The organism is Labrenzia sp. PO1 (genome assembly GCF_012273635.1).
Lineage (GTDB): Bacteria > Pseudomonadota > Alphaproteobacteria > Rhizobiales > Stappiaceae > Roseibium > Roseibium algicola.
In genome coordinates, this window is the sequence record NZ_JAAXCR010000001.1 from 736,299 (window position 1) to 753,037 (window position 16,739).

General features: G+C 60.2%; 21 protein-coding genes. 14 read left to right on the forward strand and 7 right to left on the reverse strand.

Going from position 1 to position 16,739, the window contains the following annotated elements; translation table 11 throughout:
* The first annotated feature begins 111 nt into the window (after nt 1-111).
* The 5 genes from HCG46_RS03495 (at nt 112) to HCG46_RS03515 (ending at nt 3,532) form a co-directional block, all read left to right on the forward strand.
* Nucleotides 112-624 (forward strand): tail fiber protein, encoded by a 513-nt coding sequence (locus HCG46_RS03495; RefSeq protein ID WP_023000407.1) that lies wholly within the window; start codon nt 112-114, stop codon nt 622-624.
* Nucleotides 625-642: 18 nt separating this feature from the next.
* Nucleotides 643-1,161: a tail fiber protein gene (locus HCG46_RS03500; protein WP_023000406.1), complete on the forward strand. Its 519-nt coding sequence runs from the start codon at nt 643-645 to the stop codon at nt 1,159-1,161.
* Between the two features lie 10 nt (nt 1,162-1,171).
* Complete coding sequence (locus HCG46_RS03505) at nt 1,172-1,699, forward strand: tail fiber protein (protein WP_023000405.1); 528 nt, start codon at nt 1,172-1,174, stop codon at nt 1,697-1,699.
* 64 nt (nt 1,700-1,763) lie between these two features.
* Nucleotides 1,764-2,987, forward strand: coding sequence for a hypothetical protein (locus HCG46_RS03510; RefSeq protein ID WP_168684636.1), 1,224 nt, complete (start codon nt 1,764-1,766; stop codon nt 2,985-2,987).
* Nucleotides 2,984-3,532, forward strand: a complete 549-nt coding sequence (locus HCG46_RS03515) for a GNAT family N-acetyltransferase (protein WP_168684639.1) — start codon at nt 2,984-2,986, stop codon at nt 3,530-3,532. The genes HCG46_RS03510 and HCG46_RS03515 overlap by 4 nt, the downstream gene beginning before the upstream one ends.
* A gap of 57 nt (nt 3,533-3,589) precedes the next feature.
* Here the strand turns inward: HCG46_RS03515 and HCG46_RS03520 are convergent, their stop codons facing one another.
* The 5 genes from HCG46_RS03520 to HCG46_RS03540 all read right to left on the reverse strand — a co-directional run bounded on the left by HCG46_RS03520 (nt 3,590) and on the right by HCG46_RS03540 (nt 5,701).
* Nucleotides 3,590-3,883, reverse strand: coding sequence for a hypothetical protein (locus tag HCG46_RS03520; RefSeq protein WP_031269092.1), 294 nt, complete (start codon nt 3,881-3,883; stop codon nt 3,590-3,592).
* A 264-nt stretch (nt 3,884-4,147) separates the two neighbouring features.
* Entirely contained in the window at nt 4,148-4,531 is a 384-nt protein-coding gene (locus HCG46_RS03525) for a DUF6362 family protein (RefSeq protein WP_023000401.1), read from the reverse strand.
* An 86-nt stretch (nt 4,532-4,617) separates the two neighbouring features.
* Nucleotides 4,618-4,782, reverse strand: a complete 165-nt coding sequence (locus tag HCG46_RS03530; RefSeq protein WP_023000400.1) for a hypothetical protein — start codon at nt 4,780-4,782, stop codon at nt 4,618-4,620.
* A 155-nt stretch (nt 4,783-4,937) separates the two neighbouring features.
* Nucleotides 4,938-5,354 (reverse strand): hypothetical protein, encoded by a 417-nt coding sequence (locus HCG46_RS03535; protein ID WP_023000399.1) that lies wholly within the window; start codon nt 5,352-5,354, stop codon nt 4,938-4,940.
* Nucleotides 5,354-5,701 carry a hypothetical protein gene (locus HCG46_RS03540; RefSeq protein WP_023000398.1) on the reverse strand — a complete coding sequence of 116 codons (348 nt, stop codon included), beginning with the start codon at nt 5,699-5,701 and terminating at the stop codon, nt 5,354-5,356. The genes HCG46_RS03535 and HCG46_RS03540 overlap by 1 nt, the downstream gene beginning before the upstream one ends.
* 178 nt (nt 5,702-5,879) lie before the next feature.
* On the opposite strand from HCG46_RS03540, the gene HCG46_RS03545 reads away from it, so the two are divergent.
* On the forward strand, nt 5,880-6,608 hold the full coding sequence (locus HCG46_RS03545; RefSeq protein ID WP_167579577.1) for a S24 family peptidase: 729 nt from the start codon (nt 5,880-5,882) through the stop codon (nt 6,606-6,608).
* Nucleotides 6,609-6,824: 216 nt separating this feature from the next.
* A complete protein-coding gene (locus HCG46_RS03550) occupies nt 6,825-7,148 on the forward strand; it encodes a hypothetical protein (RefSeq protein WP_168684641.1) in 324 nt (107 codons plus the stop codon).
* A gap of 33 nt (nt 7,149-7,181) precedes the next feature.
* On the opposite strand, the gene HCG46_RS03555 is transcribed toward HCG46_RS03550, so the two are convergent.
* Complete coding sequence (locus HCG46_RS03555) at nt 7,182-7,664, reverse strand: sigma-70 family RNA polymerase sigma factor (RefSeq protein WP_023000395.1); 483 nt, start codon at nt 7,662-7,664, stop codon at nt 7,182-7,184.
* Between the two features lie 374 nt (nt 7,665-8,038).
* Here HCG46_RS03555 and HCG46_RS03560 point away from each other — a divergent pair, with 374 nt between their 5' ends.
* Nucleotides 8,039-8,401: a hypothetical protein gene (locus tag HCG46_RS03560; RefSeq protein WP_023000394.1), complete on the forward strand. Its 363-nt coding sequence runs from the start codon at nt 8,039-8,041 to the stop codon at nt 8,399-8,401.
* 67 nt (nt 8,402-8,468) lie between these two features.
* Here the strand turns inward: HCG46_RS03560 and HCG46_RS03565 are convergent, their stop codons facing one another.
* Nucleotides 8,469-9,416 (reverse strand): helix-turn-helix domain-containing protein, encoded by a 948-nt coding sequence (locus HCG46_RS03565; protein ID WP_168684643.1) that lies wholly within the window; start codon nt 9,414-9,416, stop codon nt 8,469-8,471.
* A gap of 77 nt (nt 9,417-9,493) precedes the next feature.
* Here HCG46_RS03565 and HCG46_RS03570 point away from each other — a divergent pair, with 77 nt between their 5' ends.
* From HCG46_RS03570 to HCG46_RS03595, 6 genes are all read left to right on the forward strand, one after another.
* A complete protein-coding gene (locus tag HCG46_RS03570; protein WP_023000392.1) occupies nt 9,494-10,654 on the forward strand; it encodes an acyl-CoA dehydrogenase family protein in 1,161 nt (386 codons plus the stop codon).
* A 3-nt stretch (nt 10,655-10,657) separates the two neighbouring features.
* Nucleotides 10,658-12,685 (forward strand): acetate--CoA ligase family protein, encoded by a 2,028-nt coding sequence (locus HCG46_RS03575; RefSeq protein ID WP_168684645.1) that lies wholly within the window; start codon nt 10,658-10,660, stop codon nt 12,683-12,685.
* Nucleotides 12,685-13,467 (forward strand): carnitinyl-CoA dehydratase, encoded by a 783-nt coding sequence (locus HCG46_RS03580; protein WP_023000390.1) that lies wholly within the window; start codon nt 12,685-12,687, stop codon nt 13,465-13,467. The genes HCG46_RS03575 and HCG46_RS03580 overlap by 1 nt, the downstream gene beginning before the upstream one ends.
* 112 nt (nt 13,468-13,579) lie before the next feature.
* Nucleotides 13,580-14,497 (forward strand): 3-keto-5-aminohexanoate cleavage protein, encoded by a 918-nt coding sequence (locus tag HCG46_RS03585; protein WP_031269089.1) that lies wholly within the window; start codon nt 13,580-13,582, stop codon nt 14,495-14,497.
* A 1-nt stretch (nt 14,498) separates the two neighbouring features.
* Nucleotides 14,499-15,263 (forward strand): SDR family oxidoreductase, encoded by a 765-nt coding sequence (locus HCG46_RS03590; RefSeq protein WP_168684648.1) that lies wholly within the window; start codon nt 14,499-14,501, stop codon nt 15,261-15,263.
* On the forward strand, nt 15,260-16,687 hold the full coding sequence (locus HCG46_RS03595) for a carnitine 3-dehydrogenase (protein WP_168684650.1): 1,428 nt from the start codon (nt 15,260-15,262) through the stop codon (nt 16,685-16,687). Before HCG46_RS03590 ends, HCG46_RS03595 begins: the two co-directional genes overlap by 4 nt.
* Nucleotides 16,688-16,739: the final 52 nt, after the last annotated feature.

Sequence of the window (16,739 nt, forward strand, 5' to 3'; positions counted from 1 at the left end):
AATGTAATTTGAGTCCTATTTCTCTTTCATGCAACCTGTGATTCGCAAGAGCAGGAAATCCAGACAACATCTGCAAGACCGAAACTTCCTTCGGAAGCAACGGGAGGAAACATGTCAGAACCATTTCTCGCCGAAATACGGATTGTCGGCTTCAATTTCGCGCCACGCGGCTGGGCTTTTACCGACGGACAGATTTTGCCGATCAATCAGAACCAGTCGCTCTATTCGCTGCTGGGCACGACCTATGGCGGAGATGGGCGGACGACATTCGCCCTGCCCGACCTGCGCAGCCGGACGCCGATCCACGAGGGCGCCGGATATCAACTCGGCCAGAAGGGGGGAGCGGAAACCGTCACACTTACGGCAGCTGAAATCCCGGAACATTCCCACCCGGTGAAAGCGGTCTCCACCGCAGGAAACAGCAGAACGCCCAACATGGCCCTGTTTGGATCCGAAATCGCACCGGACAAGGCCTATCGGCCTTACGAAGTCGGCACGATGACGCAGATGAGATCAGGGACCGTGACCAACGCAGGTGGCGGGCAGGCGCACAACAACATGCAGCCCTACCTGACGCTCAATTTCTGCATCGCCCTTCAAGGCCTGTTTCCGTCCCGCAACTAATCTCCGAAAGGACATAGAATGTCTGAACCTTTCGTCGGTGAAATCCGCATGTTTGCGGGTAATTTCGCACCGCGCGGCTGGGCCTACTGCGACGGTCAGCTGCTGGCAGTTTCCCAAAACGATGCCCTGTTTTCACTCCTTGGAACCATCTACGGCGGAGATGGCCGAACCACATTCGGTCTGCCGGACATGCGCGGACGAATTCCGCTGCACGCGGGCACCGGCCCCGGCCTCAGTCCGCGGCGGCTCGGCTCCAAAAGCGGGTCGGAAAACGAAACGCTCACGGTCAACCAGCTTGCCAGTCACTCGCACGGCTTCAATGCCAACACCGGCCTGGCCGACCAGACGTCGCCGGCGATGCATGTTCCGGCAGCCGGTGCAGGCGTGAGTTTCTACGCCGATGCCAGTCAGGACATTTCCATGGCGCAAGACATGATTTCAAACTCTGGCGGCTCCCGGTCGCACACCAACCTGATGCCGACAATATGCGTGCATTTCATCATCGCGCTCTACGGCGTTTACCCCAGCAGGCATTAGGAGGCGAACCATGTCGGAACCCTTTATCGCTGAAATCCGAATTTTCGCAGGCAATTTCGCCCCTCGAAGCTGGGCCTTTTGTGACGGCCAGCTCCTTCCCATCTCCCAGAACACGGCGCTGTTCTCGCTTATTGGAACGACCTACGGCGGCGATGGACGCAGCACCATGGGTCTGCCGGATCTGCAGGGCCGTGCCCCGATGCATCCAGGCAGAGGCCCTGGCCTCACGTCCCGCAGACTGGGGGAAAAGGTTGGTGTTACGACCGTCACCCTGACGGAAGCGCAGATCCCCTCACATTCACATACGGCACGAGCAACCAGTGGCAGCGGCGGCGTTCCCGGCCCCTCGTCATCGACGTCCTTTTCCAGCTCCGGCCTGGATTCGCTTTACCACACGGACACTCAGACGAACCAGGTCGACATGGCCATGGAAACACTGTCGGCCACCGGCGGCAGCCAGTCACACGACAATGTTCAGCCGTATCTGACGCTGAACTTCATTATTGCGCTCCAGGGGCTTTACCCCTCCCGCGGCTAACCAATGCAGGACGTTGCCGGACAGGCCAGGCCGCCGGCTTCAGATCAGCAAGAGGAAACGCATCATGTCAGTCGAAGAAGCAGTTCCCGAGGAATTTGAAGGGAACGTGACGGCCGATCCGGTCTATTTCCGGATTTTCTTTGCCGCAGTCACACCGGACGGAGCACTTGAATACAAGGATCAGACGTCCGAGAACGGCGCTTTCAGTGCCTCCTTTACCCAACTTACCAATGCAAGCTTTGCCACGGAACGGCTCAACGCATCCGTGACCCAGGAAGGCTACGTTGCCCTGCTTGCACAAGACAGCGGGCCCGGAAACCTGGCCTATATCCGGGAAAACCGGGACGAAAACGCACCACAGCGTTTTGCTGACCCGCTTGATCTCGGCAAACCGGCCGGCGTTCCAGGTTTCAATGATACGCTGCTGATCAACGGCGTCACCGGTCGGCAGAACGTTTTCGTCACAAGTTCGGCGCCGGACAACGCCATCTGGTGGCGCTTCCAGAACAACAACACCGTACAGATGGAAACCATCACGGTGGTCCCGCCGGGCACGACGACACCAATTGAAGTTACAGTGCCGGTCGAAATTCCACCGAGCCAGCCCTGGGCGGACTGGCAACAAATGGCAGGGGCACTGCGGAGCCTCGCCGCAACCCAGAATGCCGATGGCCGCATCATTCTCACCGGCATCAATTCGGACAGCGTGCCTTATCTGAACTTCCAGTCCACCGACAGGCCGCTTCTGCCGGAGGGCTGGGAAGGTTGGCAAGATATCAGTGGCGGCCTGACCGGCTTCGAACAGCTTGTCCTTTGCATCGACGGCAATGCGCTCGTTCACATCTTTGCCCGCATCGGAAACAAGATTTACATGAAAGCTCAGGACGAAGTCAGTTCACTCGACTTCTCCGACTGGGCACTGTTTGCAACGTTTGATGCGCCTGTCGGCAGCATGGCCGCTTCCAACTCCTCCAACGGAGGAATTTATCTGGTTGCGCTGACTGTCTCCGGATCCGACAGTCCGGTCTACGCAAGCTACCAGACCAGTTCCGTGGAAACCTCCTGGACGGCTCCACGGGTCATTGCCCATGCGGATGGCGGCAGCACGCTCAAACTTCAGCCGAACGCCAATACGCTCCTGAGCCTTTTCGCCCTCGATCCGGCGTCAAGCATGGCTTCCTACCTGCCTCAGATATCGCTTGATCACTGGTCGGCAACCTGGACTTCCCTGGGCGGACCGCTTTCCGTAAGCGCACTGACCCGGGACGTCACGCCGAACACCCAATGACGACCGCGCTTGCGATCGATCTGCCGATGCCGCAGACAGACAAGTCCCTGGCCCCGCGCGCACGCGCGGCGGCCCGGGGCATCACCTACCGGGCCTTGCATTCGGGCGATCTTCCGTTTCTGGCAAGCCTATACCGTTCGACGCGCGAGGCCGAGCTTGCGCGCACTCCATGGACGGAAGCCGAAAAGCAGGCATTTATCGCAATGCAATTCGAGGCCCAGCACAGACATTATCAGGAGCATTATCCTGATGCCCTCTGGCTGGTGATAGAACGAGACGCCAGACCTGTTGGCAGACTTTACCTGGAACGCTGGACCCGCGAACACCGGATTATCGACATCGCCTTGATACCCGAAGTACAGGGACAAGGCCTTGGCAGCGCCATTTTACAGGACCTGATGGATGAGGCGCGAGACGCTGGAAAAGCGCTTTCCATTCATGTCGAAAAGGAAAATCCTGCCATGCGGCTCTATCACCGCCTCGGCTTCGAAAAGCAGGAAGACAAGGGCGTGTATGACCTCATGGAACACCCCTGCCAAACCTGAAGTTCCGAGCCCGGCCACCAGACTGCGGCGGCCACCAGCCTGTCAGACAGTATGCGATCAGGTGAACACGGCTTCATACTGAATGCCGGCTTCCTTCTGCGCGACCGGAACCAGAAACACGTCCTGCTCGCCGAAATCCGGCCGATAGAGCCTGTAGATGGATTGCTCCAACAATGGCTCCTGCGGACCTTGCCACAACGTGGAAAAAGCCCCTCCCTGCCGCTCGCCGGAGCCCATCAATTTGACCTCCACGAGGGACAATTGGATATCAGCCGGAACCGACCTGACCTCGAACACCTGATCCAGCAGCTTTTCAAAGTCGTGAAGGGTCAGTGTTTTCAAGTCGGTCATCAATTTCTCCAAACCATCTGTCCAAATGTCCCGGCGTCGACGCGGGGACGAGCAATTAAAAAGTTGTAGTTCAAACTTCCAACAACCGTAAAGGGGCGATTGCAAAACCTGTTGCATACCTTTTGAGAACAAGGGCGAAGCCCGTCATTCAAGCCGTGCATTCCTCCTGCATTGGCGCAACGCAGGAGGAATGACATCTTCTTTCAAAAGCCAATTCCCGGATCAGCAAGGCACCAGCCCGCCTCCGGTTTGACGTCGTACCGTTCAGTGATCGACGGGGCTTTCCTCACCAAGCCTTTTCGCCAGCCGGCGCAGAACGGCCTTGTTGCGGCTGGTAACCGTCGAGCGTTTCCAGCCGTATTTTTCGCAGATCCGGGAAAACTTGCCGCCGCCCGCCTTGCACATCACTTCGAACTGCAGGGCGCGGCGCGCATCCGGGTCCTCGATCAGGGAGAACCAGGTGATCGCCTCTTCAGCCCGGCTGATCGCCCGGGGCGGGTAGGTGCGCCGACGCCGGGCGATCTTGCCCTGGCATTCGGGCCAGCTGGCCAGGACCGCTCGAGGTCCGTCACCCTTGCCGGTCACCGCAATCACTTCGACAGCCTCCGTCAACCGGGCCAGGATCTGGTCAGGTACGCTTGTTTCCATATCGTCTCTCTTGAAACTGTAGTGGGCACAGAACCGCGCGGCCACTCAAACGGCCCCGCGGCATCAAAGATGCAGACCTGAGGCGGTTATTTGCCCTGGCCCTCACGCTCTTTCTGGTAGCCCTCTTCCCACAAACCGAAGTAATCGGCCTTGGGCGGATAAGGATTGTCCTCACGGGACTTGCCTTCCCGGCACGCGGTCGCTCCGCGTTCGAAGGCAAAAATCTGCGCCTTCGTCAGGTAACCGTTCATGTTCAAAACCCCCTCTCTCAAAATACCGGTGAAAGATCCGTCCGGCGCCGCCTCCCCCGAGCGCGGCAAGCCAAGCGTGCAATCCCTGAGCGACTCAATACAGCCGATGATTGACGGCCGCAGTGTAATCAACCGACACCAACTGACAATAGTACTCATGCAGCGATCCCCTCCCGGCCCGTTTCCAGGAGTTTGTCAAGTTCGTAGGAGAGCAGAACGGCGAGCGTAAGGGTCGGAGCGGATGGGTTTATATGCCTTGCACTGCCAAGCAACGCCTCCAGATCAATCCTGTCGAACTGGTCCAGAAAACCTCGCCGCTCCACCCAGTCCGGCTTGTTCAAGACAAGCCAGGAAACGGCAGTAAAGCATGGCGCTGACCAGTTCCCCCGGTTCTCCGCGGTGTTGATCAGACCGAAGACGAGGCGCAGATGTTCCGCCCCGTGTTTCGTCAGCAGGGTCTGGCAAGTTCTGCGGGCCTTCGACTGGTGCCGCCCTTGCACCCGTCTGGTGTGGCTGATGAAATGAACGCCATACTCGGCAGCGATCCTGTCGACCAGTCCTCCCGAAGCCATCAGACCCGACCTTTCTTTTCCGCCGCGATACCTTGCACCGCTGCAAAAGCCGCTTCTGCCTTTTCCCTGGCCGTACGCGGCAAATGTTCACTATTTGTTCTTTTTGCGAAGGGCGCTTGCCTCATGTGCTGCCTGCTCCCGACAACACCCGGATTGCCCTTCGGGCTGGAACTGCCGCGCACGTCCCTGCCCTGCTTCAGGTTCCGCAACTCCAGAGTCAGCAACCTGTTGCGCGCTTTTTCCAACGCGAACTCGTCTTCCAGCCGGGCACTCGGTCGTTCCGCCCTGATCCTCAGATGCGCGACCTTTGCCTGCGCTTCTTCAATTTCGTCCTTCAGGTCCCTCATCGGCCGGTCTCCTCTGCCATTTGTCGAAGGATTGTCTGAGCTTCCATCGTCACTCCCACGCATTCACTTGATGACTCAAATTTCGTACGCTTATTGCGTACGTATGTCAACTGGACTCCGTACGTTTTTACTGCTAACACGTATGCATCTTACGTGACCTGGTGACCGAATTATGGATATGGACGAACAATCTGCAGTCTCCCGCCAGCTTGTGGACCTGAAGGACCGCAGTGGCCTGTCGATCCGCGCCATCGCACGGGCCATGGGCTATCAGAATGCCTCTTCCATCCAGCGCTACTTCAGCGCCGACTACCTGAAACCTGCACTGCCGTCGGATTTCGTGGCGAAGCTTCTCCCTGTCCTCCTGGGCAAGGGCGAGCAACCGATCACCCGGGAGGACATTCTTGCGCTCGCCCCCGATTCCATCACCGATCTGGATGCCTCCAGCGCACCCTCAAGAGCCGCCACACCTCTGGAGATCAAGGGCCAGGTGGCTGCCGGCCTCTGGATGGAGTCCGGACTGTTCGAGACGGACGCCACCAAGAAAACCAGTTTCGCGGGAGACCTTCGCTTTCCGAGCGAAAGCCAATATCTGTTGCAAATCAATGGCGAAAGCCTCAACCGGATCGCCTGGAGCGGCGATTTGATCCTGTGCGTCGACTATCTGGAAGCCGGCATCGAGATCAAGTCGGGAGACCTTGCCGTCGTGGAGCGGACCAGAGATGGTGGCCATACCATCGAACGCACCGCCAAGCGGATCATTCGCCGGAACGGCCAGATAGAACTGCAACCGGAATCCAATGATCCGCGCTTTCAGGAGCCGGTCATCTTCAACGAGCACGATGAAGAAGCAACGGAAGTCCGCATCATAGCCAAGGTATTGAGCGTCATCCGGCAGGTCGTCTAGCGCCGCTGACCCCGTCTCCACTTCTTCTCAGGCCGAAATTCGGCCCGCCCCCCCTCGCGCATTTCGCGCAACCGGTCTACCGCGACCGATCACGTCTTGACGCGACGCCAACACTTCATGGCGGTCATACGCTTTTGTCATATAGCCGATTAACGAAGATTTGACATGTACGCAATTTGCGTATACGTTTTCAACGTATTTCAGATGGAGGCTTTTTTGGCTTTGAACCTCGACATGTCGTTCTATTCAGTGATTTGCGAACTCGGAAACTGCTTCTATACGCCGGAAACCGATCTGGCAGACATGAGCCTGCACAGGATCATCGAGGATCTTCAGGCCGGGCAACTCGAGAAGGTTCAGGCGGTTCTGGAATTCAATCCCGCAGAAGGCTGGTGCAACGACATCACCAGCGCGGTCCTGTCCGCCGCCTTCCCCGAGATCGGGGAAGACGATGAGGAAATCGCGGAAAACTGGTCGGACTATCGAACCGAACGTCTGACCGCCCGGCTTGCCGGTGTCACCGCCAGGGTCGCGGCCTGACGCCGAAAGACAAGGCGAAGCGCCTGCCGGTGGTCAGACGGCAGCAAGCAGGTGCCGCGCCCTGGAGAGCCGGCTTTTCACTGTCCCGACGGCCACACCCGTCTGCTTGGCAATTTGCCCGGTGGACAGGCCCGAAAACACCCGCAATTCGAGAGCATCCCTGTCTTCCGGCCGAAGTCCGGCGATGCCCCTGGCAACGTCTTCCAGCTCCAGATGCTTTTCCTGAGCGGGCGCTGCCTGGGTTTCCTGAAGCCAGTCCTCGATGGGCAGGTGGTCACCCCGCCGGGCAAGCCATTTTCTTTCGTCGCGATAGGCATTGCGGGCAATCGTGAACAGCCAGCGGCGCAGCTGCGTACCGCAGTGGAAGCTGGCGTGATGCCGCAGCGCCTTTTCCAGCGAGGTCTGCATCAGATCATCGCCGGCTTCAGGGTTTCGCGTAAGAGAGCGGGCGTATCTGCGCAGATGCGGGATTTCGCTCTGAAGGTCTCTGGTGAAGTCGTCCTTGGTGCAGGCCATCGTGACATTCCTGTTCTGCTGTTTCTGGACGAGATGTAAGACGTGACGGTGTTGGCAGAAGCGCGCTCAAGACCTTGTCATCGCGGTTTGAAAAACAGATGCAAAACGGCCTCTCCAGCTCCCACGCCTTTCACGGGTCGGTGAGCCGGGCACCGCTTGCCGAATGATCATGATGAACGCGTGCGTGGAGTGAAAACACGCACCTCGCAAGGCCTGAACCCTCTCACAGGGCCTCATGTTTTTGTGTTGAGTTTATTACCGCCACCGCCGCAACCGATCAGCATTCGTGTCGTTGTTCCCGGCATGAACAGCCTGCGGGGCAAACAGCGCTCTGCAGTCATTCATGAGTTTAAACAGACACATGGAGCAAGATCATGCGTACTTCCAAGAAAATTCTGTCGACCCTGCTGACCGCAGCCTTTGTATCCGGCGCGCTGGCCGGCAACGCCTTCGCCATCGACCCGGACGACACCCGCGGCGATCTCAACGGCGACAAGCCTGTTTCCGTCCGTATTCAACAGACCGTCAATGCAAAGGCTCTGGCTGAAGCGCGCAGTGGCAATCTGCTGATCCTGCCGGTTGTCGGCAGTTACAATGGCGAAGAGCGGCTGACAGTTGCCCAGCAGCAGGTCGCCGGTGCAAGGGCACAGGGCGCCAGGGCGAAGAAGCCGCTGCATATCCTGCCTTTCCAGGGCGACTGGAACGGTACTGCAAAAGCCGGTTTCCCGCACAAGTAAGGTCTTTTCAAACCTTCCAAGAAAGGGCCGCGCGTCTAGCGCGGCCTTTCTCGTTTATCAGCCGGGACTATCTGCTTCGCCGGTGCTCGCGCGGCGACTGGCCGAATTCCTGCCGGTAGGCCCGGGTCATTGCACTCGCGTTGCGATAGCCGCAACGCTCTGCAATTTCGGCAATCCCCAGCATGGTCAATTCCACAAGCCGGCGCGCCTCGCGCAGGCGGATCGCCTTGTAGACCCCCAGTGGCGTCATCGACATTTCCCGCTGGAACCGGTGTTCCAGGGTACGCTGGTCCACCTTCAGCTGCCGGGCAAGATCTTCAATCGGCATCGGTGCCTCGATGGTTCGCCGCATCAGCGCAGTCGCGCTGCGCACCAGGGCATCCGCCGACAGGCGCTTGTGCGGATCGTGCATGTCCAGCTTGTCGCCATACATGAACAGGGCTGCCACCTCGAGCGCGAACATCGGGCTGTGATGCCGCTTGATCAGTTCCAGCGCCAGTTCGAACGTTGTCGACGCCCCGCCGCAGGTGCAGATGTTGCCATCAAGCACAAAACGGTCCTCCACTGCATCGACATCCGGAAATCTTTCGGCAAATCCCGTCAGTTCATCCCAGTGGATCGTTGCCTTGCGTCCCTCCAGCAATCCGGCGGCCGCCAACAGCCATGCGCCGGTATCCATGCCGACCAACGTGCCGAACCGTTGCCTTGCGGCCTTCAAGGCGCGCACGGTTGACTGACCTGCAAAAGCCTCGAAACCGTAGCTCGGCATGATGAAGAGATAATCGCCACCAGGCTTTGCCTCCGGCCAGGCAGACGTCGCCACCGGCAGACCGCTGGACGACGTGACGGTCCCTCCGGCAAGGCTCACGTGCTGCCAGGAATAAAGCTGCTTTCGGGCAATCGTGTTTGCTGCCCGGAACGGCTCGATCGCATTCGCCAGGCAGTGGTTCGAAAAGCTTTCGAACAACAGTACGCAGATTTTTCGAACCGAATTCGATTTTTGTGAAATCGGCATGATTTCAAACCAAAATTGCACAATGGAGCAAGCCCGTTTGTCTCACTCTCATCGGCCTGAGGCAAGAGGAGATTCCGATGCATTTTGGGCTGAGCGAAGAACAGGAGATGATCGTCTCCACGGTCCGGTCCTTCGTTGAAAACGAGATTTACCCGCATGAGGAACTTGTCGAGAAGACGGGCCAGGTGCCCGCCGAACTCGGCGAGGAGATCAAGCGCAAATGTATCGATCTCGGCTTCTACGCCTGCAACTTCCCGGAAGAAGTGGGCGGTGCCGGCCTGAGCCATCTTGATTTCACCCTGGTGGAACGGGAACTGGGGCGCGGATCGATGGCGCTGAACCACTTTTTCGGCCGTCCCCAGAATATCCTGATGGCCTGCAAGGGCGAGCAGATCGAGCGCTATCTGCTGCCGGCCGTGCGCGGTGAGAAGATGGACGCGCTGGCCATGACCGAACCCGATGCCGGCTCGGATGTGCGCGGCATGAAATGCCAGGCAGTACGCGACGGAGGAGACTGGGTGGTCTCCGGCTCCAAGCATTTCATCTCCGGCGCCGAACACGCGGATTTCTTCATCGTGTTTGTGGCGACCGGCGTTGACGAAACACCAAAAGGCCCCAAGAAGCGCATCACATGTTTTCTGGTCGACCGGGGTACACCCGGCTTCGAGGTGCGCGACGGCTATCGCTCCGTCAGTCATCGGGGCTACAAAAACTGCATTCTCTACTTCGACAATTGCCGCCTGCCGGACAGCCAGGTGCTCGGCGAAGTCGACGGTGGCTTTGAGGTGATGAACGAATGGCTTTATGCCACCCGTCTGACGGTTGCCACCATGAGCGTTGGCCGGGCCCGCCGCTGTTTCGACTATGCGGTGAACTATGCCGCCGAGCGCAAGCAGTTCGGCCAGGCGATCGCCAAGTTCCAGGGCGTCAGCTTCCAGGTCGCCGACATGATCACCGAGATCGATGCTGCCGACTGGCTGACGCTTGCCGGAGCCTGGCGTCTCGACCAGGGTTTGCCCGCCAACCGCGAGATTGCGAGCGCCAAGGTTTACGCGACCGAAATGCTGGCGCGCGTCACCGACACGACGCTGCAGATCTTCGGCGGCATGGGTCTGATGGACGACTTCCCCATTGAACGTTTCTGGCGCGACGCCCGCGTGGAACGGATCTGGGATGGCACCAGCGAGATCCAGCGCCACATCATCAGCCGCGACATCTTCCGCCCGCTCGGAGCCTGATCCATGCGCTCACTCGAACGCTTGCTCCGGCCACGCACGGTCGCTGTTATCGGTGGCGGTTCCTGGTGCCGGAACGTGCTCCGGGAATGCCGCAAGGCCGGTTTTGAGGGTGATCTCTGGCCGATCCACCCGAGCCGTGAAGAGATCGACGGCTGCAGGGCCTATGCCACCGTGGAAGATCTTCCCGCGGCCCCCGACGCGGTCTTTATCGGCGTCAACCGGCACGTGACGGTCGAGATTGTCCGCTCGCTTTCGCGCCTCGGTGCCGGTGGTGCCATCTGCTTTGCCTCCGGTTTCAGCGAAGCAATTCGGGAGCTTGCCGACGGCGCGGATCTTCAGGCCGCCCTGATCGAGGCGGCAGGCGAGATGCCGATCCTCGGTCCCAACTGCTATGGCTTTCTCAATGCGCTCGACGGCGCGGCCCTGTGGCCGGATCAGCATGGCCTGACCCCGGTCGACCGCGGCGTTGCGATCATCGCGCAATCGTCCAACATCGCGCTGAACCTGACCATGCAGACACGCGGCCTGCCGATTGCCTATCTGATGACCGCCGGCAACCAGGCCCAGACGGGCCTGTCCGCCATTGGCAGCGCCCTCCTGGACGATGACCGGGTCACCGCCATCGGTCTGCACATCGAAGGACTTGACGATCTTGCCGCCTTTGAGGCTTTCGCACGCAAGGCGCACGCACTCGGCAAGCCGGTCGTGGCCGTCAAGGTCGGCAGATCCGAGGCCGCCCAAGCGGCAACGGTCTCCCATACGGCCGCCCTTGCCGGTAGCACGGCAGGTTCCGACGCTCTTTTCAACCGGCTGGGCATTGCCCGGGTCGGCAGCCTGACAGCCCTTCTGGAAACCCTGAAGCTGGTCCACGTCGCAGGTCCATTGCCGAGCGCCAACATCGTGTCCATGTCCTGCTCGGGCGGTGAAGCCAGTCTGATTGCCGACACCGCCGTCGGCCGTCGGATCACTTTCCCGCCGCTCGGTCCCGCGCAAAGAACCGCGCTGTCAGAGGCCCTCGGGCCCAAGGTCGCTCTCGCCAATCCACTCGACTACCACACCTACATCTGGGGTGATGGCGAGGCCATGACCCGGTGCTACACTGCCATGATGCAGGCGGACATCGCCCTTGGCATCGTCATTCTCGATATTCCGAGAATGGATCGCTGTGACCCGGAAGACTGGTTGAAGGTGATCGAGCCGGTGGAAGCGGCGATGAAAGCTTCCGGCAAACCGATGGCGATCCTGAGTTCGCTCCCCGAAACCATGCCGGAAACCTTTGCAGCCGATCTGATGAAGCGTGGTCTCGTGCCTCTCTGCGGGCTGGACGATGCACTGACGGCCATTGAGGCGGCTGCCTTTCTGCCAAGACCACTTTCGCCGGAACCGATCCGGGTTCCTCAAGCTGTCGCGGATCCCCGCCTTCTTTCCGAGCACGAGGCAAAAGCCTTGCTGCAAAAGCATGGCCTCAAGGTTCCCGCGAGCACTTTTGCAGAAGGTCCGGAAGCGGCAGCACGGGCTGCCGAAGATATCGGATACCCGGTGGTGCTGAAGGGCACCGGCATTGCCCACAAGACCGAAGCCGGAGCAGTCGCCCTCAATCTGCAATCGGCATGCGAGGTCCACTCCGCCGCAAGCGGGATGCCGGCCTCGTCGTTTCTGGTGGAAGAGATGATCACTGCCAGCCTTGGCGAACTGCTGGTCGGCATTGTGCGGGATCCGGCTCACGGCTACGTCCTGACGCTCGCAGCAGGCGGCATCCTGACCGAACTTCTGGAAGACAGCACCTCGCTGATCGTTCCAGCAGGCGAGGACGAGATCAAGAAGGCCCTTGAAAATCTGAAGATCGGCCGTGTCCTGACCGGATATCGCGGCAAGCCGCCTTGCGATCTGGAAGCGATTGTTGAAGCTGTGCAGGCAGTGCAGAGCTTTGTTCTGTCGGCACCGGTCGAAGAAGTAGAAATCAACCCGTTGCTCTGCGGTGCGGACTTTGCCGTCGCCGCCGATGCACTGGTAAGAATGGGAGCGAACTGATGGAAAACCCCATCAAGACCGAAAGACGCGGCCACATACTGGCTGTCACGCTCGACCGGCCAAAGGCCAATGCCATTGACCTGATGACCAGCCGGATCATGGGAGACGTCTTCACCGACTTCCGGGACGATCCAGACCTGCGCGTTGCCATCGTGACCGGTGCCGGAGAAAAATTCTTCTGCCCTGGCTGGGACCTGAAGGCGGCCGCCGGAGGCGATGCCGTCGACGGCGACTACGGCAAGGGTGGCTTCGGCGGCCTGCAGGAACTGCGCGGCCTGAACAAACCGGTCATAGCAGCCGTCAACGGCATTTGCTGTGGCGGCGGGCTCGAGCTTGCCCTGTCTGCCGATATTATCCTGGCGGCGGAGCACGCCTCCTTCGCCCTGCCGGAAATTCGCTCAGGCACCGTGGCCGATGCCGCCAGCATCAAGCTGCCGAAGCGCATTCCCTATCACATCGCCATGGAGATGCTGCTGACCGGCCGCTGGATCGAAGCAGAGGAAGCCGCTCGCTGGGGCCTGATCAACCACATCTATCCTGGAAAGGACCTGATGGCAGAAGCCTGGAAACTGGCCGAGCTGCTCGCTTCCGGTCCCCCGCTTGTCTATGCGGCGCTGAAGGAAATCGTGCGCGAGGCAGAAGACATGAAATTCCAGGACGCGCTCAACCGCATCACTGGAAGCCAGTTCGAAACGGTCGAAAAGCTCTATCGCTCTGAAGACCAGAAGGAAGGCGCCCGCGCCTTTGCCGAAAAACGAGACCCGGTCTGGAAGGGCCGCTAGATCATCCTGCTTCGGCATGAACGCCAACAAGATGACCTGACACGCTAAAAACAATCAGTTTCCGGCAGTTCAATCGGTTTTGGTTGAACTGTCGCTGATCCAGGAGAACCAAATGCCATTGACCATGAACCGCGAAGTCTTCATCACCTGCGCCGTCACCGGGTCGGGCGGTACCCAGGACAAGTCTCCACATGTGCCGCGCAGCCCCAAGCAGATCGCCGACAGCGCCATCGACGCCGCCAAGGCGGGGGCAGCCGTCGTGCATTGCCACGTGCGCGATCCGGAAACCGGCACCCCCTCCCGCCGGCTTGACCTCTACCGGGAAGTCACGGATCTCATCCGCGCCGCCGATGTGGATGTGGTCCTGAACCTCACCGCAGGCATGGGCGGCGACATCGTGTTCGGGTCCACGGAAAGCCCGTTGCCGCTGGTTGAAAAGGGAACCGACATGGTCGGCGCAACCGAGCGCATGGCCCATATTCGCGAGTGCCTGCCTGAAATCTGCACGCTCGACTGCGGCACCATGAACTTCGCCGAAGCCGACTATGTCATGACCAACACCCCCGGCATGCTGCGCGCCATGGGGGCCATGATGACCGAACTTGGCGTGAAGCCGGAAATCGAAGCCTTCGACACCGGCCACCTCTGGTTTGCCAAGCAGCTCGTCAAGGAAGGCACGCTTGCCTCTCCGGCATTGGTGCAGCTCTGCATGGGTGTGCCCTGGGGCGCGCCGAACGACCTCAACACCTTCATGGCCATGGTCAACGCCATTCCGGATGACTGGGCCTGGTCGGCCTTCAGTCTCGGCCGCGATCAGATGCCCTATGTGGCGGCCTCCATCCTGGCCGGTGGCAACGTGCGTGTTGGCCTCGAGGACAACATCTTCCTCGAAAAAGGCGTTCTTGCCACCAATGCACAGCTGGTCGAGAAGGCCGTCGGCGTTGTTGAAGGCATGGGTGCCAAGATCATCGGCCCGCAGGCCGTTCGTGAAAAGCTTGGCCTGACCAAACGCGCGCCGGTGAGCGCCTGACATGAGCCGCAGGGTCCTCGTCACGGCCGGGGCGTCCGGGATCGGCCGCGCCATTGCGGAACGCTTCCTGGCAGACGGAGACGAAGTCGCGATCTGTGATGCGGATCCTGTAGCCGTTTCCGCATTCTCGGAAGCAAATGGCAACGCGATCGCTGCTGTTGCCGATGTCACCAGCGAAGCGGAAATGTCCGCGTTCCTGAACGACCTAGAACACCGCTGGAAAGGCATCGACGTGGTTTGCGCCAATGCCGGCACCGGCGGTCCTGCAGGGGCGATCGAGACGCTGGACTACGCGGAATGGCAACGCTGCGTCGCGACCAATCTCCACGGAGCCTTCCTGACCTGCCGCTGGGCGGCCAGAGTGCTGAAAGCTCAGGGGCACGGTCTGATCACGCTCACCTCGTCGACCGCCGGACTTTACGGTTACCCGTTCCGCTCGCCCTACGCCTCCGCCAAATGGGCGATTGTCGGCCTCACCAAGACGCTCGCAATGGAGCTCGGCCCCCACGGCATTCGCGTCAACGCAGTTTGCCCGGGCGCGGTGGAAGGGGAGCGGATGGATCGGGTCGTCGCGATGGAAGCAAGGGCGCGCGGCGAGACCGAAGAGGCCATTCGAGAGAGCTACGTCAAGGGTGTTTCACTCAAGACCTGGGTCACTGCCCAGGATGTAGCAAACACCATTCACTTTCTGGCGTCCGAAGCAGGCGCCCGCATTTCAGGACAGATCCTGGCCATCGACGGCCACACGGAGACACTTGCACCATGACCCAAAAAGCATGCATCGTCGGCGGCGGCGTGATCGGTGGCGGCTGGGCCGCCCGTTTCCTTTTGAACGGTTGGGACGTTGCCGTCTTCGACCCCGACCCGGAAGCCGAACGCAAGATCGGCGAAGTCATCGACAATGCGCGCCGCAGCCTGCCCGCGCTTTATGACAAGCGCCTGCCGGACGAAGGCAAACTGTCGTTCCATTCAGATCTTGCCGAGGCAGCCGCTGGTGCTGACTGGGTGCAGGAAAGCGTTCCCGAACGCCTTGACCTCAAGCACAAGGTCCTGGGCAGCCTGACGGAGCTCGCGCCCAAGACCGCCGTCATCGGCTCGTCGACATCCGGCTTCAAGCCGTCCGAACTGACCAGCGAAGGCGCGCGCGCCGTCGTCGCCCACCCGTTCAACCCGGTCTATCTGCTGCCGCTGGTGGAACTTGTCGGTGATGCTGCCGAAACCGCTCGCGCGGCCGAGGTCCTGCGCAGCATCGGCATGTTCCCGCTTCATGTCCGCAAGGAGATCGACGCCCACATTGCCGACCGCTTCCTGGAAGCTGTCTGGCGCGAGGCGCTCTGGCTGGTGAAGGACGGCATTGCCACGACCGAAGAAATTGACGAGGCAATCCGCATGGGCTTCGGTCTGCGCTGGGCACAGATGGGCCTTTTTGAGACCTATCGTATCGCCGGCGGGGAAGCCGGCATGAAGCACTTCATGGCCCAGTTCGGTCCATGCCTCTCCTGGCCCTGGACCAAACTGATGGACGTGCCGGAGTTCACCGACGAGCTGGTCGACCTGATCGCCGGTCAGTCCGATGCCCAGTCCGGCCATCGCTCCATTCGCGAGCTGGAACGCCTGCGCGACGACAATCTCGTCGGCATGATGCGAGCGCTAAAGAAAAGCGGCAGCGGTGCAGGCGGCGTTCTCAACACCCATGAACGGGCTTTGGCGGCACCGGCGGAGGCTGAACTGCCGATCACGGGAGACCGCCAGATCCCGCAGAGCTGGACCGACTACAACGGCCACATGAACGAGGCTCACTACCTGGAAGCAGGTGCTGCCGCAACCGACCGGTTCATGGAGCTGATCGGCGCGGATGCCGACTATATCGCGTCCGGCAAGAGCTACTTCACCGTTGAAAATCACCTGCGCTACCTGGACGAGCTTCTGGCGGGCGAACGCCTGACGGTCACGACCCAGGTGCTCCAGGGGGAAGGCAAGAAGATGCAGCTGTTTCACTTCCTGAAAAACGCTGATGGCAAACTTGCCGCGACCATGGAGACCCTTCTGCTCCATGTCGATCTCAACACACGCGCCAGCTCCCTGCCGGGAGCGGAAGTCGGCGAAAAGCTCAAGGCCTTCGCCCATGCGCACAAGGCCCTGCCTTTTCCGGAAGGTGCCGGCCGCTTCGTCGGACAGAAGGCAGTCTGATCAGACACCGTCCGCGGTCAACGGAACCGCGGACGGGTCTGTTTTGTTGGGC